Origin of the sequence: Sandarakinorhabdus glacialis (genome assembly GCF_014643455.1) — a bacterium.
In the GTDB taxonomy this organism is placed as follows: domain Bacteria; phylum Pseudomonadota; class Alphaproteobacteria; order Sphingomonadales; family Sphingomonadaceae; genus Sandarakinorhabdus; species Sandarakinorhabdus glacialis.
Genome location: NZ_BMJM01000011.1, coordinates 66637 through 92404, shown reverse-complemented (window position 1 = coordinate 92404; position 25768 = coordinate 66637). Strand labels below are relative to the sequence as shown.

The following is a 25768-nucleotide window of genomic DNA, read 5'->3' as shown; positions in this document are numbered from 1 at the left end:
CGGGGCTAGCCCCGCCATCGGAAACACTCCTACTGGCGGCATGATCGAAACCCGGGATTAGCTTAACTTCGCCGCCAAACTGTCCAAACAGACGGGACCACCTCACTCTACACCAACGCCAACGCCCCCGCCGGCATCACCGAAACCAGCCCGGCGACCAATTTCACCACCATCGCCGGCGCTGCCGTCAGCATTCCGCGCGGCGCCTTCTACGGCCTTGTCGACCGCGACTTCCGCGAAACCCGCGTCGACAACATCACCGCCCGCGCCGAGCATGATTTTGGCGGCGTCACCCTGCGCAACACCTCGCGCTACGGCCGCTCGGAACAGAACTACATCTGGACCCAGCCCGACAACCAGCAGGGCAATGTCTATGGCACCGACGCCGCCGTGCCCGCCACCGCCGGTGGCCAGGTCTGGCGCCGCATCAACTCCCGCTACGGCTATGCCGAGGGCCTCATAAACCAGACCGACCTGTTCGGCACCTTCGCCACCGGCTCGTTCCGCCACAGCTTCGCCGCCAGCGCCGAATTCAGCACCGAGCGCGCCCGCAACGGTGCCTATGTCTCCAACCCGCAGCTCGGCACCGCGATTTCGACCGGCTCGACAATCGTGCCGCGCTGCACCCCCGCCATGCTGGCCCGCTACAACTGCACCAGCGCCGCCAACCCCAACCCGAACGACCCCTGGGCCAGCTACGCCAGCGACACCTCGTCCGCCCTCGCCCCCATCCAGAAAAGCCTCGCCCAGACCCAGACCTGGACCGACACCAGCACCCGCGCCGGCTCGCTGTTCGACACCATCACCATCACCGACGAGCTGCTGATCAACCTCGGTGGCCGCTTCGACAACTACAAGACCAAGGTCAGCCCCGGTCTCGCCGCCACCTCGACGGCAATGCGCAGCACCTTCAAGCGCGACGACGATATCTGGACCTACCAAGCCGGCATCATCTACAAGCCCATTCCCAACGCCAGCCTCTACGCCTCGACATCGACCGCCGCGACGCCGCCGGGCGCCTTCCTCGCCCAGGGGCAGGAGAGCAACGCCCTCAACACGACGTCACAGTCGATCACCGACGCCCTCCAGATCGAGCGCACCACCTCGTATGAAATCGGCGGCAAGATCGACCTGTTCGAAGGCCAGCTGGCCCTGACCCTCGCCGGTTTCCGCACCCGGACCCAGAACGCCCGCACCACCGTCGAAAACGGCGTCGTCGCCTATATCGGCAAACGTCGCATCAACGGCGTCGAGTTCGGCGCCAACGGCAACATCACGCCCGAATGGAACGTCTTCGGCGGCTATACCTACATGGACGCCAATATCGTCGACGGCGGCATCACCACCACGACAGTGAACGGCGTCGCCTATTTCGCCCCCTCGGTGAACACCGGCAAGCAATTCCCCAACACCCCGAAGCACAGCCTGACAGCCTTCACCAACTACAAGGTCACACCCGCCCTCACCCTGGGCGGCGGCGCCATCTACATGAGCAAGGTCTATGGCGGCTATTCCGACACGCGCGTCGTGACCAATGGCGCCGTCGTCGTCACCCGCGAACTGGCACGTATCGCCCCTGCATACTGGCGCTTCGACGCCAACGCCGCGTTCGCCGTCACCGACCGGATCCAGCTGCAGGCAAACGTCCTCAATGTCGCCAACAAGCGCTACTTCGACCGCGCCTATTCGGCCCATTACGCCAACCAGGCCGCCGGCCGCACCGCCATCCTGTCGCTGAACGTCAACTACTGACCCCAGGCCCCCCTGGCAGTCGTTATCGACTGCCAGGGCCCCAGCCGGTTCGCTCGTCTAATGCAAGGTCGTGCCGCTCTTCTTCCGCGGCGCCAGGATCGTCAGCGTCCGATAGATTTCGTACCAGATATCGTGCCCGGCGCGGTCGCCTTCCGCCAGCAATGCGGCAACGCGCATCCGGGCGATCCCCAGCGACTTGTCGCCATATTGCCGGTGCACCGCATAAGCCCCCGACCAGATCGTGGCATCCATCTTCCCGGTGTCCGGCAACGGGTCTGTCGGCAAGGACTCTTCCAGCACACGCCCCGCCGAAGCGCAGCGGTGTGACGAAAACGATGCCGATCGGCGAAAATACACTGAACATCCCCCAGCAGCCCCCGCTGCCGGCTCAGTATCTCACAGAATTACTTGTTCCGATACAGGTCCTTCGATCACTGTCGAAACAGGCGTCCAACAGTGACCCAGCGTTGTCGACTGCTGGATCGCAGTCGCCGACATCGCGCCGACAGGTCACACGCCGCATCTCGCAGTAACGCGTTCTCCAACGGCCTGTTCGCGCCGCGTGCCGAGCGCGGTTGCACGTCTATTACCCGGCGCCCGGCCATTGTCGGCGCGCGACAGCCCGCGCCCCACCGCCCAGATCGCCGCCTGCGTCCGGTTGCTGACGTTCAACTTGCGCAAAATCGTCTTGATATGGACCTTGACCGTCGCCTCGGTGATATCGAGCCGCCACGCGATCGCCTTGTTGGCCTCGCCCTGCGCCACGCACCCCAGGATCTCGATCTCGCGATCCGACAGCCGGCCGCCTCGCGGCCCCGCCCGCCACATCTGGCCATCGCCCGCCGGCCGCAGCCCCGCCAGCCCGCCATAGGCCGACGCCGGCATGAACTTCTCGCCCATCATCACCAGCTTGAGCGCCTCGGTCATCGGCTCGCACGGCGTCGACTTGGCCAGATAACCATCGACCCCGGCGCTGAACCCCCGCGCCACCACCTCGAGCGTGCAATCGTCCGACAGGATCACCAGACGACTCAAAGCAAAGCGCCGCCGCAGCATCTCGCAAAATCCGACGTCCCGCTGCAAGTCATGGCTGTCGACGATGATCAACCGCGGCGCCGTCGCCGCCGGCTTGAGCAACTCCTGCGCCGCTGCCTCGTCGGCCGACGCGATCGCCGTAAAGCCGATCTCCCCCAGGATGTGCTTCAACCCCTCGAACACCAGCACGCCGGCACCGATAATCAACACGTCCACGCTCTTGTCGCCGACTGCGGCGACCGGCCCACCAAAGCCATTTCCGCTCATTGCCCACTCCCGCCCACAGTCCAACCCGGCCCTGCGCCGTGAAAGACACCGTCAAACTCAAGCAACTGCTGCGAGAGAACTGACACCCATAACACTTTCCGCCCTATGTTGTTAACGATTAGTTAAACAACCTTACGCGCCATCGGTTCCCTGCTTCCGGTACCGGCGGCAACAAGCGTTTCGAGCAGCGCATGGACCAGGTCGAAGCGATCCGCATCTTCGGTCGCCTCGATCAACAGGAATCGCCCATCTTTCTCCATCAACCCGGCTTTCGCCGTATCGCCGGCAAAATCCTTGCGCAGCGTCAGCGCAATCGCCGCCGCCCCGGCATCGACCCGGCCAACCCGCGCCGTCCGCGCCGACAGCCGCAACCGGGCCCGCGCCAACAGGCTTTCCGCCTCGGCCGGCAGCGGCCCGAACCGGTCGAGCAATTCCGCCTCGAAGCCCTCGAGCGCCGCCGCATCGGCCAACCGCGCCAGTCGGACATACAGCCCCAACCGCACATCGGCCTCGGGGATCCAACTCGCCGGCAGTGCCCCGGGCGATCCCATGTTCAGGTCCGGCGTCCAGCGGTCGACGTCCTCGCCGCGCACCTGTCGCAGCGCCAGCTCGAGCAGATGCTGGTATAATTCGACCCCGATCAACTTCATGTGCCCGGCCTGGGTGTCCCCCAGCATGTCGCCTGCGCCGCGCATATCGAGGTCGCGCGCGCTGATCTCGAACCCCGCCCCCAGCCGGTCGAACGTCGCCAGCGTCCGCAGCTGCTTGAGCGTCCGCTCGGCGATGCCGCCTTCTGCCTGCGTCAGCAAAACCACCTGCCCACGCCGATTGCCCCGGCCGACACGGCCCCGCAACTGGTGCAGCTGCGCCAGCCCGAACCGGTCCGCCCGCCAGACGATCATCGTATTGGCGCGCTTCACGTCGAGCCCCGCCTCGATAATGTTCGTCGCCAAAAGGATATCGCCAACACCATCGGCGAACCCGACCATCACCTCGTCGATCTGCGCCGCGGGCATCTTGCCATGCGCCTCGACCAGCTTGAGGCCCGGCACGATGCGCTGCAGTTTTTCCGACAGCGCCGCCATGTCCTCGATCCGCGGCACCACGACGAAACTCTGCCCGCCGCGCGTCTTCTCGCGCTGCAACGCCGTCCGGACCCGGCCATCATCGAACTGGTCGATGCTCGTGCGGATCGGCCGCCGCCGCGCAACCGCGTCTTGTCGGCCGCTCCGAACCGTTGCTCCTCGTCGATGACCACCAGCCCCAGCCGCGCGTACTCGACCCCCTTGGCCATCACCGCCCCGGTGCCGACGACGACCTGGATCGACCCGTCGGCGAGCCCCGCCTTGACGCGCTTCTTCTCCGCCGCATTCGACAATCGCGACAGGCCGGCAACTTCGATCCCGGACGCCTCGAACCGCCGCCTGAAACTCTCGAGATGCTGGCGCACCAGCACCGTCGTCGGCGCCGCGATCACCACCTGGTACCCCGCCAGCGCCGCCAGCGCCGCCGCCCGCAGTGCCACCTCGGTCTTGCCGTACCCGACATCGCAGATGACCAGCCGGTCCATCGGCTTGCCGCGCGCCAGGTCACCCCGCACCGCGCCGATCGCCCGCGCCTGGTCGGCGGTCTCGTTGAAGGCAAAGCCGCCCGCAAAGCGCTCGTACGCCGCTGCATCGGGGTCGATCACCTGCGCCGTCAGCGTTTCGCGCTCCGCTGCCAGCGCCGCCAGCCCGCGCGCCGTCTCGGCGATCGCCGCATCGATCGCCGCGCGCCGCTTGCTCCACGACGAACCATCGAGCTTGTCGAGCGTCACCGCATCGGCATCGGCACCATAACGCCAGATCCGCTCGGCATCGTCGATCGCCACCAGCCGCCGGCCCCCATCGGCATATTCCAGCGCAATCATCTCGGCGCTGCCTGCATCTACCCCCGGCGCCGGCTCGAGCCCGGTGACGACGGCAAAGCCATGGTCCTCGTGCACGACGACATCGCCAGTCCGGATCTCGGCGCCATTGCCCAGCAACGGATTGACCGCCGCCCCCTGCACATCACCCAGCAACGCCCGGCTGCCGAGCAGATCGGCCGCGGCGACAAGCACCACCGTATCGCTCACGAACCCCGCATCGACCGGCATCACGATCGCCGCCGCCAGGCCATCGTCAACTGCGGCAGCATCGTCCCACGACTCCACCAGCGGCACCTCCAGGCCAAGCCGCTTGGCAATCTTGCCGCGCAAGAACCGAATATCGCGCACGCTCCCGGCCAAGACCAGCCGGCGTCCCTGTGCCAGCAAAGGCTTCACGAACCGCGCCAGCGCCGCCAGCGGCGTTCCCGCTTCGGCAAATCGCGGCACCGGTTCCCAACCGTCCATCTCCGGCAACGGTCGCCACGCCTCGACCGCCGCCGCCCACACGGGCTCATCGACCGCATCGATCCGGCCCCCGCGCCCCGCCGCGTCCGCCGCCAGCTTGAGGAACCGCCGGCGCCGGCTATCGGCCTTCCCGGACATGCCAAGCACCGCCGGGGCAAAATGCGCCAGCACCGGCACCGGCTCGCCCATCGGTGGTTCGCTGGCGCGCCCGATCTCCAGCGCCTCCAGTTCGGCGACCGTCCGCTGGCTGACCGGGTCATAGGCGCGTATCGCCGCAATCCTGCCGTCCGCGACCTCGATCCGCGCCGGCTGCCAGGCGTCGGCGGGAAACAGGTCGATCACATCGCCCATGATCGCCATCTCGCCCGGCTCGTCGACACGGTCGTCACCGAAATAGCCCAGCTCCGCGAGCAAGGCACCGAATCCATCGGCCTCTATCGGATCGCCGACAGCCAGCCGCGGTCGCAGCTCGCCCTGCTGCTGCGCACTGCGCAACTTCTGTAACGCCGCCACCCGCATGCCGCTGTTGGCCGGCGACGCCGGTGCCACGTCGCCCGGCAACGCATCGCTCGACGGCAGATAGACAACGACCGTTTCCGGCACGATCGCCTGCAATGCCGCCGCCAGGCCATCGACCTGCTGGTCGTCATCGGTCAGATAAACGACGTCGTCACTCTCGAGCGCCCGCGCAATGCCAACCGCCAGCAACGCCGCGCAGGTCAGGCCGCCGCGCTTTGCTGGCAAGCCTCCAGCCGCATCAGCGTCGCCTCGTCGCGCCGCCCGCCGAACCAGCGCTCGATCGCCGCATTCAGCAGCGGCGGCCCGCCCGCGGCTGCAAACAACGTCAGCGACGACCGCAGCTTCTTCGTGTCGACCGGCCCGAACACCGTCTCGGCATGATTGAACGGCAGGTCCTGCAAGGCCTCGGTGCACTCGCGATACCGGGCCCCAAGCACCGGATGCGCCAAATACGCCCGCGCTTCCTCCAACGAATGAATCGCATAGCGCTCGGCCATCATGCTGCTGCCAAGGCCGGCGACCTGCGGAAACACGAACCACATCCAGTGGCCACGCTTGGCGCCCTTGGCGATCTCGCGCAGCGCCGCCGCATAAACCGGCTGCTGTGCCTCCACGAAACGATCGAGCGCGAACGGATCGCCCATATGGCCCCCAAACTGCAAGGGCCGGATGGCCCCAAACTGCGAGGGTCGCACCTGCTGCTGGCCCATCGACAATCCAATGCCAGCCGACCCGGAAAGTTCCGCTTAACCTATCGCCCCTCGAACTTCGGCGGCCGTTTCTCGAAAAACGCTTTCACCCCCTCACGCACATCGCCGCTCGGATTGGTCACCATCACCGCCATCTGCGCATCGACCAGCGACTCCTCGAGCGTCATACTCCCCGCCCGCGCCATCATCATCTTCGACAGCCGCACCGCCAGCGGCGCCCGCGTCGCCAGCGCCGCCGCAAACTCGAGCGTCCGCGCCTCGAGCAATCCGTCCGCCACCACCTCGGTCACCAGCCCCAGCCGCGCCGCCTCCTCCGCCCCGTAAATCTCGCTCAGCAACACCATCTTCAACGCCCGGTCATGCCCCATCGCCCGCGGGAACAGCCACGCCCCGCCCTCATCCGGCAGCAGCCCGACCTTGTTGCTGGTATCTCCCAGCCGCGCGCTCGCCGCCGCCAGCCGGAAATCGCACGCCAGCGCCAGCGCGAGGCCCCCCGCCACCGCAAACCCGCGCACCATCGCAATGCTCGGCTTGTCGAGCCGCCGCAGCGCCAACACCACCGCCTGCATCCCCTCGCGCATCTCCCGACCGTGCCCCATCGGCGCCTCGGCAAATCCATGGCCGTCCCCGCCCGAAACATCGCCACCCGTGCAAAACGCCCGCTCCCCCGCCCCCGTCAAGATCAGCACCTTCAGCGCATCATCGTCCCGAAACGCCGCGATCCCCGCCAGCAATTCCTGCGTCATCGCAAAGCTATAGGCATTCATCGCCGCCGGCCGGTTCAGCGTCAGCCGCGCCAGCCCTGGCGCCGGACTGTCCGTTGAGACAGTGGCGAGTTCCAACCCGGAAAATATAGTGTCACCCATCGATCGCGCCCCCACCCAAGCCGCGCAGCATAACAAGGACCAGCCGATGAGCAATTATTCGGACATTCTCTACGCCGTCGACGCCGGTGTCGCGACCATCACCCTCAACCGCCCCGATCGCCTCAACGCCTGGTGTGCCAGCCTCGACGCCGATGTCCGCGCCGGCATGCGCGCCGCCACCGACGACCCCGCCGTCCGCGTCATCGTCCTCACCGGCGCCGGGCGTGGTTTCTGCGCCGGCGCCGACATGAACGTCCTCCAAGGCATCCAGGACGGCGACACCAGCACCCGCCCCACCGCCCCCGAAACCCCCTGGGACACCTCCGCTCACCCCGATTTCCAGAAACAATACAGCTGGTTTCCCGCCGTTCCCAAACCGATTATCGGCGCCATCAACGGCCCCTGCGCCGGCCTCGGCATGGTGCTGGCGCTCTACACCGACATCCGCATCGCGTCGGATCTCGCCGTCTTCTCGACCGCCTTCGCCCGCCGCGGGCTGATCGCCGAGCACGGCATCTCCTGGCTGCTGCCGCGCCTCATCGGCATGGCCAACGCCGCCGAGATCCTGTTCTCCGCCCGCCGCATCGAAGCCGCCGAGGCCAGGTCCCTCGGCCTCGTCAACCGCGTCGTCCCCCACGCCAATTTCGCTACCGAAGTGCAATCCTACGCCCGCATGCTCGCCGTCGAAGTCTCGCCGCGCTCGCTCGCCGCGATGAAGCGCGAAATCTGGAACGCCCAGCTGTCCGGCCTCGGCGCCGCCATCGACGCCGCCAACATCGACATGAAAGCCAGCTTCGCCACCGACGACTTCAAGGAAGGCGTCGCCCACTACCTCGAAAAACGCCCCGCGGCCTTCTCCGGCCGCTAGCCAAAGACGCGGCCTTCTCCGGCCGCTAGCCAAGGACGCCGCTTTCGCTGGCCGCCAGTCACTCGCCGAGCCCGTTCGTGCCAGCGAACCCGCTTGCATCCCCGACCAAAACCCCACACCACGCAAAAATGCCCGCCACTCCTCCTTCGCGTTACGTCACCCCGGCTCCCTCCCGCCCCGTCACCCCGGCCCCCTCTCATCCCGTCACCCCGGCGCAGGCCGGGGCCCATCTCGGGAACGCCCCGAAAAACGCCCCGACACCTCCCCCGACAAACCCATGACCCCAACCCGCCTCAACCTCGCCCTCGCCGCCGCGCTAGCCGCCGCAATGGCCCTCTCCCTCCTCGCCGGCAAAGTCTGGCTCCCCGCCACCGCCTGGTCCCTCACCGACCCGCGCTTCCTCATCATCCTCGAACTCCGCGCCCCAAGGGCCGTCCTCGGCGCGCTCGTCGGCGCCGCCCTCGGCCTGTCGGGCGCCGCCATGCAGGGTTACCTCCGCAACCCCCTGGCCGACCCCGGCCTGTTCGGCATCTCCGCCGGCGCCGCGCTCGGCGCCGTCATCTCGTTGTTCTTCGGCTTTGCCTCCGCACTCCTCCTGCCCGCCTTCGCCCTCGCCGGCGCCGCCATCGCCATGGCCCTCCTTGCCCTGCTCGTCGGCCGCTCCGGCTCGATGCTGGTCTTCACGCTCGGCGGCGTCATCCTCTCGAGCATCGCCGGCTCGATGACCGCCCTCGCCATCAGCCTCGCGCCCACCCCCTTCGCCACCTCGCAGATCGTCACCTGGCTGATGGGCGCGCTTACCGATCGCAGCTGGGACGATGTCCAGATCGCCGCCCCCCCCATCCTCGCCGGCGGCCTCCTCCTCACCTGCACCGCCCGCTCGCTCGACGCCCTCACCCTCGGCGAGACCGCGGCGCGCTCGATGGGCGTCGATCCCCGCCGCCTGCAGATCCTCGTCATCCTCGGCGTCGGGCTCTGCGTCGGCGCGTCGGTCGCCGCCGCCGGCATCATAGGCTTCGTCGGCCTGATGGTCCCCCACCTCGTCCGCCCTCTCGCCGGCCACCGCCCGTCGGCGATCCTGCTCCCCTCGGCGCTCGGCGGCGCGCTCCTCGTCGTCGTCGCCGACAGCCTCGTCCGCGCCGCCCCCACGGTCTCGGAGCTTCGCCTCGGCATCGCCATGTCGATGCTCGGCGGGCCGTTCTTCCTTGCCCTCCTCCTCCGCATGCGCCGCCAGCTCCCATGACCCTCCAGGCCCACGCCCTCAGCCTCACCCTCGGCAACACCCGCGTCCTCGACAATATCAGCGCCACCTTCACCCGCGGTCGCGTCACCGCCATCCTCGGCCCCAACGGCGCCGGCAAATCGAGCCTCCTGTCGTGCCTCACCGGCATCCGCCTCCCCGACAGCGGCGGCGTCACCCTGTCCGGCACGCCGCGCGGGCAACTCGACCGCCGCGACCTCGCCCGCCGCATCGGCTTCCTCCCGCAAACCGCCGACGTGCACTGGGATGTCGATGTCGCCACCCTCGTGGCGTTGGGCCGCTTCCCTCACCGCGGCCGCTGGGGCAGCACCCCCGAGGACGACGCCGCCGTCGCCGCCGCCATGGCCGCCACCGACACCACCATGTTCGCCGACCGCATCGTCAACACCCTGTCCGGCGGCGAGCGCGGCCGCGCCCTCCTCGCCCGCGTCCTTGCCGGCACCCCCGAATGGCTCCTCGCCGACGAGCCCCTCGCCAGCCTCGACCCGGCCCACCAACTCGACGTCCTCGACAGCCTCCGCGCCATCGCCGCCGCCGGCGCTGGCGTCATCACCGTTCTCCACGACCTCAACCAGGCCGCCCGCGTCGCCGACGAAATCCTCCTCATGCGCGCCGGCCAGGTCATCGCCCACGGCCCCCCCGGCGAAGTCCTCACCCCTGACCTCATCGCAAAAACCTACGGCGTAGCCGCCCACATCGGCCACACCCCCCAAGGCCAACGCTACATAATCCCCACCGGCCGCCTCTAACTTGTCCTCCCCCTAGAGGGGGGAGGCGAGAGACGCGCCCTTGCGCGGCCCGGGTGGGGGTGTCTCCCCTCCCAAGAAAATGCCGAACCTGCTTCTCCCCTCCCTTCTTCAAGGGAGGGGTCGGGGGTGGGTGCTTACAAACGCCCCCCAAACAATCCACCCTCCAAACCTGTCATCCCGGGCCTGACCCGGGACCCAGCTTCTTCTCCCGCCCTTCCGGAACAAGCCCATCGACACCCAGCCCACACCCCACCCCCCTTGACCCCACCAAATCCCCCCTTCACCACTCCCCCATGAAAACCTGGGAATTCTGGATCGACCGCGGCGGCACCTTCACCGACATCGTCGCCCTGACCCCAACCGGCCACCTCACCACCACAAAGCTCCTCAGCCACGACCCAGAACATTACCCCGACGCCGCCGCCGAAGGCATCGCCCGCCTCCGCGGCACCGACTCCGCCCCCATCGCCGCCGTAAGAATGGGCACCACCGTCGCCACCAACGCCCTCCTCGAACGCGCCGGCGCCCCGACATTGCTAGCCATCACCCGCGGCCACGCCGACGCCCTCACCATCGGGCACCAGGCCCGCCCCGACATTTTCGCGCTCGAAATCAAGCGCCCCGCTCCCCTCCACGCCGCCACCTGCGAAATCGACGAGCGCGTCTCCGCCACCGGCGAAATCCTCCGCCCCCTCAACGAAGCCACCGCCCGCGAAGCCCTGACCATCCACTACCAAAACGGCCTCCGCAGCATCGCCATCGTCCTCATGCACGGCTGGCGCAGCCCCGCCCACGAGCTCCGCGTCGCCGGAATTGCCGCCGAGATCGGCTTCACCCAGATCACCACCAGCCACAGCGTCGGCGCCGTCATAAAACTCGTCCCCCGCGGTCTCACCGCCGTGGCCGACGCCTATCTCTCGCCCCCGCTGCGCCACTATGTCGAGACCGTCGCCACCGGCCTCGAAAAACTCGCCGGCGACACCCCCACGCTCCTCTTCATGCAATCCAACGGCGGCCTCGCCGCGGCCAGCCATTTCCAGGGCCGCGACGCCATCCTGTCCGGCCCGGCCGGCGGCATCGTCGGCATGGCCGCCACCGGCAAGCAGGCCGGCCATGAACGCCTGATCGGCTTCGACATGGGCGGCACCTCGACCGACGTCTCGCACTACGACGGCCAATTCGAGCGCGCCGACGAAACCCTCGTCGCCGGCGTCCGCGTCCGCGTCCCCATGCTCCGCATCGACACGGTCGCTGCCGGCGGCGGATCGATCCTCCGCTTCGACGGCGCCCGGCTCCGCGTCGGCCCAGAAAGCGCCGGCGCCCGCCCCGGCCCCGCCGCCTACCGAAACAACGGCCCGCTGACAGTCACCGATTGCAACGTCCTCCTCGGCAAGCTTCAGCCCGAATATTTCCCCGCCCTCTTCGGCCCCAATGCCGACGAATCCCTCGACACCGAAACCGTCACCGCCAAATTCGCCGCCCTCGCTACGGAGATGAACTCCACCCCCGAAGCCGTCGCGGAGGGCGCCATCAGCATCGCCGTAGAAACCATGGCCGCCGCCATAAAAGGCATCTCGATCGCCCGCGGCCACGACGTCTCGACCTACACCCTCGCCTGTTTCGGCGGCGCCGCCGGCCAACACGCCTGCCTGGTCGCCGACGCCCTCGGCATCGAGCGCATCATGGTCCACCCCCTCGCCGGCGTCCTAAGCGCCTACGGCATCGGCCTAGCCGACGTCCGCGTCCTCCGCGAAGCCACCCTGAACCTGCCCCTATCTTCTGCCGTTACCCCGGCTTCTTCTGCCGTCACCCCGGCGAAGGCCGGGGCCCATCTCCCGCCCCCCGAAATCGAAGCCACCCTCTCCGAACTAACCAAATCAGCCATCACCGCCCTAACCGCCCAAAACCTCCCCTTCGACCACATCGAAACCCAAACCCGAGCCCGCATCCGCTACGCCGGCAGCGACACTCCCCTCGACCTCCCCCTCGCCTCCCCAGCCGAAATGGCCACCGCCTTCGCCGCCGAACAACAGCGCCGGTTCGGCTTCCTCACCGCCACCGACGACCTGATTCTCGATAGCATCGCCGTCGAAGCCATCGGAATCTCCCGCGCCCAAAAACCCCATCTCCCCGAACCCACTCCGAAAACCCTATCCCAAGGTAAAAACCATCCCGTCTTCACCTCCGGACAATCCCGTCAAACCCCATTCCATGACCGAAACACGCTCCCCAAAGGCTGGTCACACCCCGGTCCCGTCGTCATCATCGACCCCAGCGCCACCACCATCGTCGAACCCGGCTGGAACGTCACCGTCGACGACCACCTCAACCTGATCCTCGCCCGCAACGCCGGGCTCACCGCCCAAAAATCCTCCACCGAAGCCGATCCCGTCCGCCTCGAAATCTTCGCCAACCGCTTCATGGGCATCGCCGAGCAGATGGGCGTCGCCCTGCAGACCACTGCCTGGTCGGTCAACATCAAGGAAAGGCTCGACTTTTCCTGTGCGCTGTTCGACACCGCCGGCCATCTCATCGCCAACGCCCCGCACATGCCCGTCCATCTCGGCTCGATGGGCGACAGCGTCCGCGCCATCCAGTCCGCCCGCCAAAACGACGGTCGCGGCATACTCCCCCACGACGCCTATATGCTCAACGCCCCCTATAACGGGGGCACCCACCTCCCTGATGTCACTGTAATCATGCCGGTATTCGTCGGAGACACCCTAGCCTACTGGACCGCCGCCCGCGGCCACCAGGCCGATATCGGCGGCACCACCCCCGGCTCGATGCCCCCCGACAGCCGCAGCGTCGATGAAGAAGGCGTCCTCATCGACAATGTCCTGCTCGTCGACCAGGGCCGCCTCCTCGAAGCCGAAACCCTTGCGCTGCTGTCGTCCGGAAAATACCCCGCCCGCGATCCCGCCCGCTGCCTCGGCGACCTCCAGGCGCAACTGGCCGCCTGCACCCGCGGCGCCAACGAACTGATAAACCTCGGCGAATCCTTCGGCCACGACACCGTCGCCGCCTATATGGCCCACGTCCAGGACAACGCCGAAACCGCAGTCCGCGCCGCCATCAAGCACCTCAAACCCGGCAATTTCGCCTACGAAATGGACAACGGCGCCATCGTCAAAGTCGCCATCACCATCGAAAACACCACAGCCACCGTCGATTTTACCGGCACCAGCGCCCAACTCCCCGACAATTTCAACGCCCCGCTCTCGGTCTGCCGCGCCGCCGTGCTCTACGTCTTCCGCTGCCTGACCACCGGCGACCTACCTCTTAATGACGGCTGCCTCCGCCCAATAAACCTAATCGTTCCAGCGGGTTCAATGCTCAATCCCGCCTACCCCGCCGCCGTCGTCGCCGGCAACGTCGAAACCAGCCAGGTCATCACCGACGCACTTTTCGGCGCCCTCGGCGTCATGGCCGCTGCGCAAGGCACGATGAACAATTTCACTTTCGGCAACGCCGATTACCAATATTACGAAACCATCGCCGGCGGCTCCGGCGCCGGCCCCGGGTTCCACGGCACCAGCGCCGTCCAGACCCACATGACCAATAGCCGCCTCACCGACCCCGAAGTCCTCGAAACCCGCTTCCCCGTCATCGTCGAAGATTTCGCTATCCGCCTGGAATCAGGCGGAAAAGGCCAGCACAACGGCGGCGACGGCGCCCTCCGCCGTATCCGCTTCCGCGAACCGATGACCGCCGGAATCCTCTCCAACCGCCGCCGCATCGCCCCCTTCGGCCTGTCAGGCGGCACCCCCGCCAGCCCCGGCCGAACCACCGTCGAGCGCACCGACGGCAGCACCGAAATCCTTGGCACCACCGCCCGCACCAACCTCGCCGCCGGCGACGCCATCGTCATCGAAACCCCCGGCGGCGGCGCCTACGGCCCAAGAAAATAACTGTCATCCCGGGCTCGACCCGGGACCCAGCTACCTTTCTAAACCTGCGGCGTGATCAGATACTTCGTTCCTGTAGCCTTGGCATTATAAGCCGTTAGCGCCTCCAACGTCAGCGCCCCGGCCAACGAAACCCGCGCCGTATAATGGCTGGCAAACGTCGTCGTCAGCTCATCCACAACCCGCTGCCGCAACCGGTTCGCCTCCGCCGCACCGATCTTCTGCAAAAACGGCGTCAGCAACCAGCCACCCAGCCCCCAAGCCATGCCAAACCCGCGATTCAGCTCGGTCGGCCGGGTATCGAGCCCACCATAAATATACACCTGCTTGTAAGTCGTTGATCCATAACGGCTATAAACCTTCGCCGTCTTGTTCGCTGCGATCTCCATCGCCGTCAAAATTTGTCCCGCCAGCTTGCCGCCGCCGATCGCATCGAAAGCAATTGTCGCCCCAGTCTCGACCAGTGCCCCAACCAGATCCTCCATGAAAGTCGGCGAGCTCGAATCGACCACATGCACCGCGCCGATCTCACGCAGGATCTTCGCCTGTTCGGCACTCCGGACGATGTTGACCAACTGTATCCCGTCCTTGATGCAGATCTTGTTGAGCATCTGCCCCAGGTTCGAAGCCGCCGCCGTATGCACCAGCGCCGTATGCCCCTCACTCCGCATCACCTCGGTCATTGCGAGCGATGTCAACGGGTTGACGAAGCACGAAGCCCCCTGTTCGGCCGTCGCCCCGTCTTTCAGCACCAGGCATTCGACCGCACGAACCACCCGGTACTGCGCATACATTGCCCCGCCAATGATCCCCACGGTCTTGCCGATCAGCGCCTGCGCCGCCGGCGACGACCCCGCCGCGATCACCACGCCGCCCGCCTCGTTGCCGACCGCCATCGACTCGCCGGTCCGCGCCGCCATCGCCCGCATGAACTGCGGCGGGATGCTCGCCGTCACCACCGGGCGATCGGCGGTCCCGGACTGCACCGCCGTCGACATGTCCGCCGCCCCGACCAGCAACCCCAGGTCGGACGGATTGATCGGCGAAGCCTCGATCCGCACCACAACCTCATCCGGCCCGGGCGCCGCAACGGGCACTTCGGCCAGCGAAAGCTCGAGCACGCCTTCCGATTTCACCAGCGATCGCAGTTCCAGGCCAGTCGTCGGGGTCTCGTTCGCCATCGTCCATCTCCCAAGGTAGTTTGTTAAACTTGCCCGGCATCGCCCCAGCCCCCGCCGCTGTCAACGCATCAATCATCCAGCGCGAGCAAGGCAAAGCTCGCCAGCCAGTGCTCCCCAGCATAGTCGCCAGCAATATGCGGCAACCCCGCCCCAAGATGCACTTCCGCCGCCGCCAAAGCCGCCACGCGCGCAGGATCGTCCCCATCCAGTACCGCCGCAATCCCGCGCCAGCACCAGGCCCGTGACAGCGCAAGCCCATCCAAATGCGCGATTTTCCCGTCACTCCGGTCACTCACCCGCGCCGGCGCAAACAAGCTCGCCGGGCGCCCGTCTGCCGCGTCCGGCAAATACGCCGCAAACCAATCCCGAAACGCGCCACCCGGCAGCAACCGCGCCATCGCCAGCCCCGCCACCAGCGTCGGCGACAAGAACGCGTCCCCATCCGGCTCCCAGGCAACCGCCCCCCGATCCGCCCCGAACCAGTCCCGCGCCCGCCCCTCGATCAACGCCAGCAATCCCGCATCATGCACCCGCGCCCAATCCGCCGCCAAAACCAGCGCAAACGCCGTATTGCCATGCGCCCCCGTCCGGATCGGATAGGTCAACAGCGGCAGATACGCCTTCAACCGCCCCGCGAACTCCCCCGCCAAAGGCGCCAGCACCTCTCCGGAAGCCGTCCCCGCCACCTCGCCATGCAGCGCCAGCAACCACGCCCAGCCATAAGGCCGCTCGAATCCCCGCGACGACGGCGCCGCCAGATACGCCATCTCGGCCGCGACCTTGTCCGCGGTAAAAGTCTCCCCCGCCAACGCCAAGGTCTCGCCCGCCGCGTCATGCCCCGGAAACCGCCGCGCCAGCCGCATCAGCAACCACCAGCCATGAACACAGCTATGCCAGTCGAAACTGCCATAGAACATCGGGTGCAGATCCTGCGGGGTCCGCGCATCCCCCGGCCCATCCATCACATGATCGAGCTTGTGCGGATATTCCCGCGTCACATGCCCCAGCGCGATCCGCGCCATCCGCCCGGCCAGCGCCTCATCCAACATCATCGGAACGCCAACCCCCAGATAAGCAGGGTATTTATCGCCAGCAGCGGCAGCGCCGTCGCCACCTGCGCCTTGATCACCGCGTTACGATCATCGAGCTCAAGCAGCATCGCCGGCACGATATTGAAGTTCGCCGCCATCGGCGTCATCAACGTCCCGCAGAACCCTGCCAGCATGCCGATCGCCGCCACGATCGCCGGATTGCCCCCCAGTCCGATGACCAGCACCGGCAGCCCCACCGCTGCCATCATCACCGGAAACGCCGCAAAGGCATTGCCCATGATCATGGTGAACCCCGCCATCCCCAACGTGAACGCCAGCACCGCCAGAAATGGCGACCCCTGCGGAATCGCATTCCCGGCAATCCCGCCGATGATGCTGCCCACCCCCGCCAACGCGAACACCGCGCCCAGGCTGGCGAGCATCTGCGGCAGCAAGATCGCCCAGCCGATCGCCTCGACCAAACGCCGGCCCTCGTGCAGCGGCGCCAGCGCCGGCGGCCGCAACCAGCGCATGACGACGACAATCGCGATCACCACCCCCAGCCCCAGGCTGACCAAAGTGACCTGCTTCGGATCCACGAGCGGCGCGCCGTCAAAGTTCAGATAACCGAACCCGAGCGTCCCCACCAACGCCGTCACCGGCACGAGCAGCGCGGGCAAGAACAGCCGGTTACCACGGCTGATCGCACTCGCCTCACGCTCCGGCGCGCTCGATGTCGGCGGATTTCCCCGCGCTACCTGCCCAGTCCCAGCCAGCCCCACCAAGACCAGCACCAGCACGCCATTGCCCAGATCACCAAGCCAGTCACCAGCAAGAAAGCTCACCGAGATCAGCCCCCAGAACGCCGCACTTCCCCAGCGCCGCGGATGGCTCGCATCGCGCAACGTCAGCAGGCTCCACGCCGCAAACAGCACCCCCGCAATCGTGTAAAGAAACCCCAGCCCGATCACTTCCTGCGGTCCATCCGCAACAACCGAAAGCCGTGGATCAACAGCGCAAACACCGCCGTCGGGATCGCCCACACCGACAGCTGCAACGGCGCCACGATGATGCCGTTGGCTTCGAGGAATCCCTTGATCAAAAGGATCGACGCCACCGCGAGGAAAATATCCTCGCCGAAGAACATCCCGATATTGTCGGTCGCCGCCGCCATCGCGCGCACCTTCTGCCGGCCCACCTCGTCGAGCTCAGGATCGGCCCGCACCGCCGCCGCCTCGGCCATCGGCGCCACCAGCGGCCGCACCGTCTGCGCATGTCCGGCGATCGCCGTCAGTCCGACCGCCGACGTCGCCTGACGCAACATCAGGTAAACCAGCAGCAATCGCCCCGTCGTCGCCGCCGCAATCCCGCCGACGACATCCCGCGCCCGCTCCCGCAACCCGGCGCGTTCCAGCAAGCCGATCACCGGCAGGATGATCCACGGCGCACTGACGTAGCGATTGGAATTGAACGCCTTGCCGAACGCCGCAATCACCGCGAGCACATCGAGCCCCGCCCCCACGCCGCTCGCCAGCGCCGCCGCCATCACCACCAGCAACGGGTTCAGCCGCAGCGCAAACCCCAGGATGACGACGGCAATGCCGATCAACGGCCACATCAGTGTTTCAAGCCGGAAAGCGCCCGAACTTGCCCCAAATAGCCGTCACCCCGGCGAAGGCCGGGGCCCATCTCCGGCATGCCGACACAAAGCCTCCACTCGCCAGCAACACCCTTACGCACCGGCACCCCCAGGATCACCCGCCCTGATACCGCTGCTCCCCGAGCAACACCAGCGCCTCAGCGCATCAGCCCCGCACTCCGCAGCGCCTGCTCGATCATCGCGCCCGGACCGGCAAAACCCGCAAACTCCGCGTTCGGCGCCACCGGCTCCGGCCCTGCCGCCGCTGCCGTGCCCTCGGCCACCGCCGGCGCAATCCCCCAGAACGCCGCGATCCGCAGCGTCGAGGAAATTCCCGCATCGAGCATGAACGGCGCCGGTGCGCCCGCGCCCTCGCCGATCGGCGTGCCATGCGCCATGCCGCCGATCGCAAATGCCTCGATCACCGGTTTGCCGGCCGTGTCGCGCCACACCCGCCGCACATGGCCATTGACCTCCTGCTGCTCGGTGGCCGTCACCGACACACCGTGGAGCGCCGCCCATCCACCGATGATCGCTTGGGCATTGGCTGCGTCGACGGTCTTGTCGGCGCTGCCCTGCCACACCGACAGCACCGGCCACGGCGTCTCGCCGACATGCGCGCTCGCCGCGCGCACCAGTTTCGCCGTCGCCTCGGCATCGGGTAAACCCATGCCGCGCATCCGGTCAAACGCCTCGGGCATCGTCTTTGCCGTGCCATAGGGCAGCCCGGCGATGATCGCCCCGCCGGCAAACACCTCGGGTGCCGTCGCCAGCATCGCCATCGCCATCGCCCCGCCCGCCGACAGGCCGGTCACGAAAATCCGCCGACGGTCGAGCCCATGCAGCTTGACCATCGTATCGATCATCTGCCGGATCGACAGCACCTCGCCGGCGCCGTGAACAATGTCACCCGGCACAAACCAGTTGAAGCACAAATTGGCATTGTTGCCGCGCACCTGCTCGGGGAACAGCAGCGCAAAACCCTGCGCTTCGGCCAATACCGACCATCCGGACCCGGCGTCGTAACCCGCCGCCGTCTGGGTACAACCATGCAGCACTACCACCAGCGGCGAATCGTCGGGCAGGTCGACCGGCACGAAACACCGGGCCTTCAACGCCCCGGGGTTGCTGCCGAAATTTGCCAGGTCGCTCAACCTGTCGGCGCCGGGCTGTGCAAAATCGGCCTGTGCCGCCGACGCCCGGTGCGCCGCCAGCCGTCCGATCGTATCTCCGAGGGTTCGCATGTTCGCATCCTTGGCCGAATTAAACGCCGGTTTCACATTGCCACAATGCTGGCGCGACTCATTCGTCGCATACTAACAACGGTTATGCCGCAGTGCAGCATAAATCGCCGACTGCCTCCAACGCCCGACTTCGCCGATGGTTCAGCCCGTGATGCCCAATCCGGCCGCCGCTGCCCGAATCCGCCCCTGCGCCGCAACGTCACCGGCAAAGGCCGCCACGGCATCGTCGCGCGCCTTTCCCGCCGCCGCGGCATCGCCCAGTACGACCCGCGCCCGCATCAATCGCAACCAGCCGGCCTCATCGCGCGGGTTCGCCGCCAGCCGTTTCGCCAACCCGTCGACCATGCCCTGGATCATCGCGCCCTGGTCCGCCGCCGGCATCGCCGTGACCGCCTCGACCTGCGCTGCCGTGGGCCCCGGCGTCCCGGCAACACCCATCGGCGGCGCCGCGACCGTCGCCCCGCCGCTGACCGGCGGCCGCAGCGCCGCAAGCCGCGCCGCCACGTCGATCTTCGCAGCCGCCGCCGTTTGCTCGATCACACCGCGCAGTTGCGGCACCCACGGCGCATCGGTCGCCGACTCGCCCAGCAGCGAAATCCACTCGTCGAGAGCCCCCCGCGCATCGCCGCCCTGCTGCTTCGCCACCCCAAGGAAATACCGCGCCCGCGCATCGGCGCCGTCCTGCGCCTTCGCCGCCGAAAACGCCGCCACCGCCGCCGGCGTCACCTGGCCGTTCGCCGCCTGCACCAGCGCCTCGCCATACGCCGACTGATACCCCGTACCGTCCGCCTTCAACGCGATCGCCTTGCCATAGGCCTGCGCTGATTCGGCAAATCGCCCGGTCTGGAAATAAGCCCAGCCCAGCATCCGCCAGCCGTCCGGATCACCCGGGTTCTGAGCCATCTTCGCCTCGAGCCCGGCAACCAGCCCGGCCACCTGCGCTTCTCCCGGATCGGCAACAGCCCCCGCTCCAACCGCCCCAGCGACCGCACCCGTCCCCGGCAATCCGGGCTGCCCCATCCCGGCATAGATCGCCGCCGCCGCCAGCCCGGTCACCGCCGCCAGTCCGATCGCAAGCCGCGCCAGCGCTTTCGATCCCACCGGCCGGCCGCCATCCTCGGCAATATGGCCCGCCGCCAACATGCGCCGCTTGATCTCGGTGCGCAGCCCTTCGGCGTCGCCCGGCGGGATCGTCCCCGCCGCCAGCTGGACATCGACATCCCCCAGCTGGTCGCGCAGCACCGCGATCGTCGCCGTCCGCGCATCGGCCCGCGCCTCATGCCGGCGCACCAGCGGAATGGTCAGGACAGCAGCGCTGATGGCCGCCATGACGGTCAGTATAATCCAGAGAATCATCAGGGCTTTCTATTCCGCAATTCAGCGCTCGAGCGGCGGTTCGGGCGACAGTGCCGCCATCTCGGCCAGCTCGGCCTCGCTCAGCGGCGCCACCTCCGCCGGCACGCTGCGCCGCCGCTGCCACGACAGCAGCGCCAGCCCGCCGCCGCCGAGCAGCACGAACGGTCCCAGCCACAGCACCCATGTCGCCGGCTCGACCGGCGGGCGCAACCGCACGAAATTGCCATAGCGCGCCACCACGTAATCCATGATCTCGGCGTCGCTGCGCCCCAGCGTCAGCTGCTCGCGCACGACGATCCGCAAGTCACCCGCCAGCGGCGCATCGCTCTCGTCGATCGACTGGTTCTGGCACACCACGCAGCGCAATTCCTGCGAGATCACCCGCGCCCGCGCCTCGAGCACCGGGTCCTTCAGCATCTCGCCTGGCAAGACCGCCAGCACCGGAGCGCTGATCAGCACCCAAAGCAGCAAAAGCCACCTCATGCCTCGGCCCGCAGCCTGGCCATCAGCGGCCTGATCGTGCCTTCCCAGGTCTCCACCGAAATCGGCCCGACCTGCTTGAACCGGACCCGCCCCCGGCCATCGATGACGAACGTCTCCGGCACTCCCGTCACACCCAGGTCGATCGCCGTCCGCCCGGCCTCATCGGCGGCCACCGCCTTGTAGGGATTGCCCCATTTCGCCAGCCAGCCGCGCGTATCCGCCGGCTTGTCCTTCCACGCCAGCCCGTAGACCGGCACGCCTTCGCCCGAAATCCGCGTCAACACCGGATGCTCCTGCGGGCACGCCGCGCACCAGCTGGCAAAGATATTGAGCAGCATCGGCTCGCCTTTCAGCGCCGCCGACGCAAACCCCGGCCCACCGCCCGGCGTATCGGCAATCCCCGGCAAGGCGAATTGCGGCAACGGCCGGTCGATGAGCTGCGACGGCAGCGCCGAAGGGTCCTTGGTCAACCCGATGCCCAGGAACGCCACCAACCCGATAAAGGCGATGACCGGCACGATGAACAGCCACCGGCTCATTCGGCCGGCACCATATCAGGCCGCATTGCCACGCGCGAAGGCAGCCGGCTCGGCGCCCCGATCCGGAACCGCCGGTCGGCAAGGCTCGCCGCCCCGCCCATCGCCATCATCAGCGCCCCGAACCAGATCCATCCCACCATCGGATGATGATAGATCCGCACCACCAGCCCTTTGCCCCGCGTATCCGACTGCTCGTCGCCGATGGCGATATAGCTGTTGCCAAGGAAGCCCACGCCGATCCCGGCCTCGGTGGTCTGGTTGCGGCTGACCGGATAAAACCGCTTCTCGCTCGTCAGCGCCCGCGCCCCGCGCCCCTGCCGCACCACGAACTTCGCCTGCACCGCCTCATAATTCGGCCCATTCGCCATGCCGACCCGCTCGAGCGTCACCGCCAGCGGCCCCAGCACAGCCGTCTCGCCCGCCCGCATCACCAGGATCTTCGATTCGGCAAACCCCGCCATCGCCGTCACGCCGACCGTCGTCACCCCCAGCCCGGCATGCGCCAGCGCCATGCCGAGCACCGCCGCCGGCGTCGTCCGCACCAGCCGCATCGAAAACCCCGCCCCGCCCCGCCAGCGCTTCATCAAGATCAGCAGCCCGCCCAAAATCAGCCAGAACCCAAGCGCAAAGCCGAACGCCGACAGCGAGTTCTTCCACCCGAGCGCCAGCCACAGCGCTGCCCAGACTGCCAACGTCAGCAACAGCGGCTGGCGCAACTTGCCCCACAGGCTGCCCAGCGTATCGCGCTTCCACGCCAGCATCGGCCCCACGGTGACCAGCAGCAAAAGCGGCACCGTCAACGGCACGAACACCAGATTGTAATAGGGCGGACCGACCGAAATCTTGTCGGTGCTCACCGCCTCCATGATCACCGGGTAAAATGTCCCCAGAAACACCACCGCCGTCACCGCCATCAGGAACAGATTATTCAGCGTCAACCCGGCCTCGCGGCTCACCCCCGAGAACAGCGCGCCGGACTTCAGCAGCGGCGCCCGCCACGCGAACAGCGCCAGCGCCGTCCCCGTCGACCCGATGATCATCGCCAGGATGAACACCCCCCGCTCGGGATCGACCGCGAACGCATGCACCGAGGTCAATATCCCCGATCGCACCAAAAACGTCCCGATCAAGCTCAGCGAAAATGCCAGGATCGCCAGCAATATCGTCCACCCCGCCAGCGCCTGCCGCTTTTCGGTGACGATCGCCGAATGCAGCAACGCCGTCCCCAGCAGCCACGGCATCAACGACGCATTCTCGACCGGGTCCCAGAACCACCAGCCACCCCAGCCCAGCTCATAATAAGCCCAGAACGACCCCAGCGCGATGCCCAGCGTCAACGGGATCCACGCCGCCAGCACCCACGGCCGCATCCACCGCGCCCACGCCGCATCGGCCCGCCCCTCGAGCAGCGCAGCCACCGCAAAGCTGAACGTCACCGAGAACCCGACATACCCCAGGTACAAAAGCGGCGGATGGAAAACGAGCCCCGGATCCTGCAGCAACGGGTTCAATTCCGCCCCGTCCACCGGCACCGGAAACAGCCGCTCGAACGGGTTCGAGGTGAACAGCGAGAACGCCAGGAACGCGACCCCGATCATCGCCTGCACCGACAATACCCGAGCCTGCAAACTCGGCCGCAGATTGTCGCCATACCGCCCGATCGCCGCACCGAACACCGCCAGGATCACCACCCACAGCACCATCGAGCCTTCGTGGTTGCCCCATGTCGCCGCCAGCCGATACGCCAGCGGCTGGGTCAGCGAGGAATGCTGGGCGACCAGCGCCACGGAAAAATCCGCCTGCCCGAAACTCGTCATCAACGCGGCAAAGGCGATCACCACCAGCACCGCCTGCATCTGCGCCGCGGTCCGCCCGAACAACATCAGCGAAGTATCGCCGCGCACCGCCCCGACCATCGGCAGGATCGCCTGCGCCAACGCCGTCAGCAGCGCCAGGATAAGGGCAAAATGGCCGATCTCGGCAATCATCGTTACGCGGGTCCTCTCACCGGCAACCCTAGCCGGTCACGCACCGAAAAACAGCGGGCATCGCCGTCGCAGTCATCAGCCCCGCATCACGGCGGCGTCACCTCGACCAGCAGCTTGCCGAAGTTGCCGCCGCTATAAAGCTCCTTCACCGCGCTCGCCGCATTCGCGAGCCCCGGCCGGATATCCTGCCGCGTCTTCAACTTGCCTTCCAACATCCAGCCCAGCAGCGCCTGGCCACTTTCCCCGAACCGCGCCGCAAAATCGGTCACGATAAAGCCGCGCACGCTCAACCGCCGCATCAGCATCATCGTCCAGAACCCCGGCTCGTCGGCGCCGTCGACGTCGTTATACTGGCTGATCAACCCGCACAAAGGCATCCGTCCGAACAGCTTCATCCGCTTCAGCACCTGCACCATGATGTCGCCGCCAACCTGCTCGAAATTGATATCGACCCCCTCCGGCGCCAACCGGTCGAGCTCCGCCCCGACATCCTGCGACTTGTAATCGATGCACGCATCGAACCCGAGTTCATTGACCACATAGTCGCACTTGGCCTTGCCGCCGGCGATGCCGATGACCTTGCACCCCATGATCTTGCCGATCTGCCCAACAATCTGCCCGACTCCGCCCGCCGCCGCGCCGACCACCAAAGTCTCGCCCGCCTTCGGCTGCCCGATATCAAGCAACCCGAAATACGCCGTCGGCCCAACCAGCCCCAATGTCCCGAACGCCGCCGCCAGCGGCACCCCCGGAATCTCCGGCAACTGCCCCATCCCGGTGCCGTCGGTCACCATCACATCGGCCCATTCGCCCAGCCCCGCATAAAGATCGCCCACGGCGACGCCGTCCCTGCGGCTCTCGATCACCCGGCCGCAAACCCCGCCGCGCATCGCCGCGCCCACCACCACCGGCGGCATATATTGCTCCTGGTCGCTCATCCAGATGCGATTGGTCGGATCGAGCGACAGATAGATCACCCGCAGCGCAAACTGACCCTCCTCGAGCGCCGGCACAGCCTCTGCTGCATAAACAAGGTCGCCATCGGCGATATCGCCCACCGGTCGCTTCGCCAGCCGCCAGACATTACGCTCGGTCATTGTCTCTCTCCCGCATCACATCGTTCAACAGCGCATCGACCGCCGCCACCGCCGCCGGTTCCGCCAGCGTCGGAGCATGGCCTACGCCCGGCACCTCCACCACTCTCAAGTCGGGCAGCCGCTTCGCCATCGCCGCCTGCGTCGCTCGGCTCAGCACATCGGACCGTTCGCCGCGCAGGCTCAGCACCGGCACATCCCGCAGCCCATCCAGCGCCGTCCACAGGTCGATCCCGGCATCGCCATGCGGCAGGCGGAACGGCTCGGCGATCCGCGCATCATAATCGAACACCACCCGCCCCGATGCGCTCAGCCGGCACAGCCGCTTGGCAAACCCTATCCATTCGCCCAGCTCCCATTCCGGATAGCGCTCGCCGTTGCGCACCGCGAGGTCGCGCGCCGCATGCACCCAGGTCGGCCAGTTCGCCTGCCGCCCGACATTGGCGCGCAGCCGCTGCAACCCCGCCGGCTCGATATCCGGCCCGATATCGTTGAGCACCGCCCCGGCAATCATCGCGCCGTGTCCGGTCGTAAGCTGCATCGCCAGCGCACCACCCACCGACGAGCCCACCACGACGAACCGACCAATCGCCGCCGCCTCGATCAGCAACCGCAAATCGAGCAAATAAGACAACGGCACATACGTCAACGAATCCTTCGGCCAGGCCGAATCGCCGCGCCCACGCAGATCGACCGCGACCACCCGCCACTCCGGCGCCAGCCGTTCCCCCAAGGCATCGAAATCCCGCGCCGTCCGCGTCAGCCCCGGAATGCACAGCACCACCGGGCGCCCCTCGCCAATCCCGATTTCCCGCCAATGCAGGCGAATGCCATCACCCGACCAATACCAGCCGTCGGTCCAGCTCGCGCCCTCATCTCCGGATCCGGCTGTCATCCTTCGCCG

Annotated in this window: 22 protein-coding genes; 5 read left to right on the top strand and 17 right to left on the bottom strand. The window is 67.4% G+C overall.

Annotated features, from left to right (window positions below):
* The first annotated feature begins 135 nt into the window (after positions 1 to 135).
* A complete protein-coding gene (locus tag IEW98_RS13700; RefSeq protein ID WP_371870784.1) occupies positions 136 to 1752 on the top strand; it encodes a TonB-dependent receptor in 1617 nt (538 codons plus the stop codon).
* 57 nt (positions 1753 to 1809) lie between these two features.
* On the opposite strand, the gene IEW98_RS13695 is transcribed toward IEW98_RS13700, so the two are convergent.
* From IEW98_RS13695 to IEW98_RS13675, 6 genes are all read right to left on the bottom strand, one after another.
* Positions 1810 to 2004 (bottom strand): hypothetical protein, encoded by a 195-nt coding sequence (locus IEW98_RS13695; protein WP_188763664.1) that lies wholly within the window; start codon positions 2002 to 2004, stop codon positions 1810 to 1812.
* Positions 2005 to 2262: 258 nt separating this feature from the next.
* Positions 2263 to 3054, bottom strand: coding sequence for a response regulator transcription factor (locus IEW98_RS13690; RefSeq protein ID WP_188763663.1), 792 nt, complete (start codon positions 3052 to 3054; stop codon positions 2263 to 2265).
* A gap of 122 nt (positions 3055 to 3176) precedes the next feature.
* On the bottom strand, positions 3177 to 4139 hold the full coding sequence (locus tag IEW98_RS16565; RefSeq protein WP_243450772.1) for a TRCF domain-containing protein: 963 nt from the start codon (positions 4137 to 4139) through the stop codon (positions 3177 to 3179).
* On the bottom strand, positions 4043 to 6172 hold the full coding sequence (locus tag IEW98_RS13685; protein ID WP_243450771.1) for a DEAD/DEAH box helicase: 2130 nt from the start codon (positions 6170 to 6172) through the stop codon (positions 4043 to 4045). The genes IEW98_RS16565 and IEW98_RS13685 overlap by 97 nt, the downstream gene beginning before the upstream one ends.
* Entirely contained in the window at positions 6148 to 6591 is a 444-nt protein-coding gene (locus tag IEW98_RS13680) for a DUF1810 domain-containing protein (protein WP_188763661.1), read from the bottom strand. Before IEW98_RS13680 ends, IEW98_RS13685 begins: the two co-directional genes overlap by 25 nt.
* Positions 6592 to 6698: 107 nt before the next feature.
* Complete coding sequence (locus IEW98_RS13675; RefSeq protein WP_188763659.1) at positions 6699 to 7523, bottom strand: enoyl-CoA hydratase/isomerase family protein; 825 nt, start codon at positions 7521 to 7523, stop codon at positions 6699 to 6701.
* Here IEW98_RS13675 and IEW98_RS13670 point away from each other — a divergent pair.
* The 4 genes from IEW98_RS13670 (at position 7513) to IEW98_RS13655 (ending at position 14312) form a co-directional block, all read left to right on the top strand.
* Positions 7513 to 8391, top strand: a complete 879-nt coding sequence (locus IEW98_RS13670; RefSeq protein ID WP_243450770.1) for an enoyl-CoA hydratase — start codon at positions 7513 to 7515, stop codon at positions 8389 to 8391. The two genes, IEW98_RS13675 and IEW98_RS13670, sit on opposite strands and share 11 nt — an antisense overlap.
* A 277-nt stretch (positions 8392 to 8668) precedes the next feature.
* Complete coding sequence (locus IEW98_RS13665; protein WP_188763657.1) at positions 8669 to 9634, top strand: FecCD family ABC transporter permease; 966 nt, start codon at positions 8669 to 8671, stop codon at positions 9632 to 9634.
* Positions 9631 to 10401 (top strand): ABC transporter ATP-binding protein, encoded by a 771-nt coding sequence (locus IEW98_RS13660; RefSeq protein ID WP_188763655.1) that lies wholly within the window; start codon positions 9631 to 9633, stop codon positions 10399 to 10401. The genes IEW98_RS13665 and IEW98_RS13660 overlap by 4 nt, the downstream gene beginning before the upstream one ends.
* Before the next feature lie 293 nt (positions 10402 to 10694).
* Complete coding sequence (locus tag IEW98_RS13655) at positions 10695 to 14312, top strand: hydantoinase B/oxoprolinase family protein (protein WP_188763653.1); 3618 nt, start codon at positions 10695 to 10697, stop codon at positions 14310 to 14312.
* Between the two features lie 38 nt (positions 14313 to 14350).
* On the opposite strand, the gene IEW98_RS13650 is transcribed toward IEW98_RS13655, so the two are convergent.
* The 11 genes from IEW98_RS13650 to IEW98_RS13600 form a co-directional block, all read right to left on the bottom strand.
* On the bottom strand, positions 14351 to 15490 hold the full coding sequence (locus IEW98_RS13650; protein WP_188763651.1) for a zinc-binding dehydrogenase: 1140 nt from the start codon (positions 15488 to 15490) through the stop codon (positions 14351 to 14353).
* Between the two features lie 68 nt (positions 15491 to 15558).
* Entirely contained in the window at positions 15559 to 16542 is a 984-nt protein-coding gene (locus IEW98_RS13645) for a DUF2891 domain-containing protein (RefSeq protein ID WP_188763649.1), read from the bottom strand.
* Entirely contained in the window at positions 16539 to 17492 is a 954-nt protein-coding gene (locus IEW98_RS13640; protein ID WP_188763647.1) for a DUF979 domain-containing protein, read from the bottom strand. Before IEW98_RS13640 ends, IEW98_RS13645 begins: the two co-directional genes overlap by 4 nt.
* Positions 17489 to 18139: a DUF969 domain-containing protein gene (locus IEW98_RS13635; RefSeq protein WP_188763645.1), complete on the bottom strand. Its 651-nt coding sequence runs from the start codon at positions 18137 to 18139 to the stop codon at positions 17489 to 17491. The genes IEW98_RS13640 and IEW98_RS13635 overlap by 4 nt, the downstream gene beginning before the upstream one ends.
* A 179-nt stretch (positions 18140 to 18318) precedes the next feature.
* Positions 18319 to 19404: an extracellular catalytic domain type 1 short-chain-length polyhydroxyalkanoate depolymerase gene (locus IEW98_RS13630; protein ID WP_188763643.1), complete on the bottom strand. Its 1086-nt coding sequence runs from the start codon at positions 19402 to 19404 to the stop codon at positions 18319 to 18321.
* 141 nt (positions 19405 to 19545) lie between these two features.
* The gene (gene ccmI, locus IEW98_RS13625) at positions 19546 to 20760 is read right to left on the bottom strand and encodes a c-type cytochrome biogenesis protein CcmI (protein WP_188763641.1); all 1215 of its coding nucleotides are present in this window, start codon (positions 20758 to 20760) and stop codon (positions 19546 to 19548) included.
* 21 nt (positions 20761 to 20781) lie between these two features.
* Complete coding sequence (locus tag IEW98_RS13620; RefSeq protein WP_188763639.1) at positions 20782 to 21243, bottom strand: cytochrome c-type biogenesis protein; 462 nt, start codon at positions 21241 to 21243, stop codon at positions 20782 to 20784.
* Entirely contained in the window at positions 21240 to 21782 is a 543-nt protein-coding gene (locus IEW98_RS13615) for a DsbE family thiol:disulfide interchange protein (protein ID WP_188763637.1), read from the bottom strand. The genes IEW98_RS13620 and IEW98_RS13615 overlap by 4 nt, the downstream gene beginning before the upstream one ends.
* Entirely contained in the window at positions 21779 to 23770 is a 1992-nt protein-coding gene (locus IEW98_RS13610; RefSeq protein ID WP_188763635.1) for a heme lyase CcmF/NrfE family subunit, read from the bottom strand. Before IEW98_RS13610 ends, IEW98_RS13615 begins: the two co-directional genes overlap by 4 nt.
* Before the next feature lie 86 nt (positions 23771 to 23856).
* Positions 23857 to 24867 (bottom strand): NADP-dependent oxidoreductase, encoded by a 1011-nt coding sequence (locus IEW98_RS13605; protein ID WP_188763633.1) that lies wholly within the window; start codon positions 24865 to 24867, stop codon positions 23857 to 23859.
* Entirely contained in the window at positions 24854 to 25759 is a 906-nt protein-coding gene (locus IEW98_RS13600; protein ID WP_188763631.1) for an alpha/beta fold hydrolase, read from the bottom strand. Before IEW98_RS13600 ends, IEW98_RS13605 begins: the two co-directional genes overlap by 14 nt.
* Positions 25760 to 25768 lie beyond the last annotated feature (9 nt).

What these genes read in the sequence shown, in the direction of transcription:
- ccmI (WP_188763641.1), bottom strand. Translation starts at nt 20,760, where the DNA reads ATGATTCTCTGGATTATACTGACCGTCATGGCGGCCATCAGCGCTGCT.
- IEW98_RS13695 (WP_188763664.1), bottom strand. Translation starts at nt 2,004, where the DNA reads ATGGATGCCACGATCTGGTCGGGGGCTTATGCGGTGCACCGGCAATAT.
- IEW98_RS13665 (WP_188763657.1), top strand. Translation starts at nt 8,669, where the DNA reads ATGACCCCAACCCGCCTCAACCTCGCCCTCGCCGCCGCGCTAGCCGCC.
- IEW98_RS13610 (WP_188763635.1), bottom strand. Translation starts at nt 23,770, where the DNA reads ATGATTGCCGAGATCGGCCATTTTGCCCTTATCCTGGCGCTGCTGACG.
- IEW98_RS13635 (WP_188763645.1), bottom strand. Translation starts at nt 18,139, where the DNA reads ATGTGGCCGTTGATCGGCATTGCCGTCGTCATCCTGGGGTTTGCGCTG.
- IEW98_RS16565 (WP_243450772.1), bottom strand. Translation starts at nt 4,139, where the DNA reads ATGGCGGCGCTGTCGGAAAAACTGCAGCGCATCGTGCCGGGCCTCAAG.
- IEW98_RS13655 (WP_188763653.1), top strand. Translation starts at nt 10,695, where the DNA reads ATGAAAACCTGGGAATTCTGGATCGACCGCGGCGGCACCTTCACCGAC.
- IEW98_RS13600 (WP_188763631.1), bottom strand. Translation starts at nt 25,759, where the DNA reads ATGACAGCCGGATCCGGAGATGAGGGCGCGAGCTGGACCGACGGCTGG.
- IEW98_RS13680 (WP_188763661.1), bottom strand. Translation starts at nt 6,591, where the DNA reads ATGGGCGATCCGTTCGCGCTCGATCGTTTCGTGGAGGCACAGCAGCCG.
- IEW98_RS13615 (WP_188763637.1), bottom strand. Translation starts at nt 21,782, where the DNA reads ATGAGCCGGTGGCTGTTCATCGTGCCGGTCATCGCCTTTATCGGGTTG.
- IEW98_RS13675 (WP_188763659.1), bottom strand. Translation starts at nt 7,523, where the DNA reads ATGGGTGACACTATATTTTCCGGGTTGGAACTCGCCACTGTCTCAACG.
- IEW98_RS13605 (WP_188763633.1), bottom strand. Translation starts at nt 24,867, where the DNA reads ATGACCGAGCGTAATGTCTGGCGGCTGGCGAAGCGACCGGTGGGCGAT.
- IEW98_RS13650 (WP_188763651.1), bottom strand. Translation starts at nt 15,490, where the DNA reads ATGGCGAACGAGACCCCGACGACTGGCCTGGAACTGCGATCGCTGGTG.
- IEW98_RS13645 (WP_188763649.1), bottom strand. Translation starts at nt 16,542, where the DNA reads ATGATGTTGGATGAGGCGCTGGCCGGGCGGATGGCGCGGATCGCGCTG.
- IEW98_RS13630 (WP_188763643.1), bottom strand. Translation starts at nt 19,404, where the DNA reads ATGCGAACCCTCGGAGATACGATCGGACGGCTGGCGGCGCACCGGGCG.
- IEW98_RS13690 (WP_188763663.1), bottom strand. Translation starts at nt 3,054, where the DNA reads ATGAGCGGAAATGGCTTTGGTGGGCCGGTCGCCGCAGTCGGCGACAAG.
- IEW98_RS13620 (WP_188763639.1), bottom strand. Translation starts at nt 21,243, where the DNA reads ATGAGGTGGCTTTTGCTGCTTTGGGTGCTGATCAGCGCTCCGGTGCTG.
- IEW98_RS13660 (WP_188763655.1), top strand. Translation starts at nt 9,631, where the DNA reads ATGACCCTCCAGGCCCACGCCCTCAGCCTCACCCTCGGCAACACCCGC.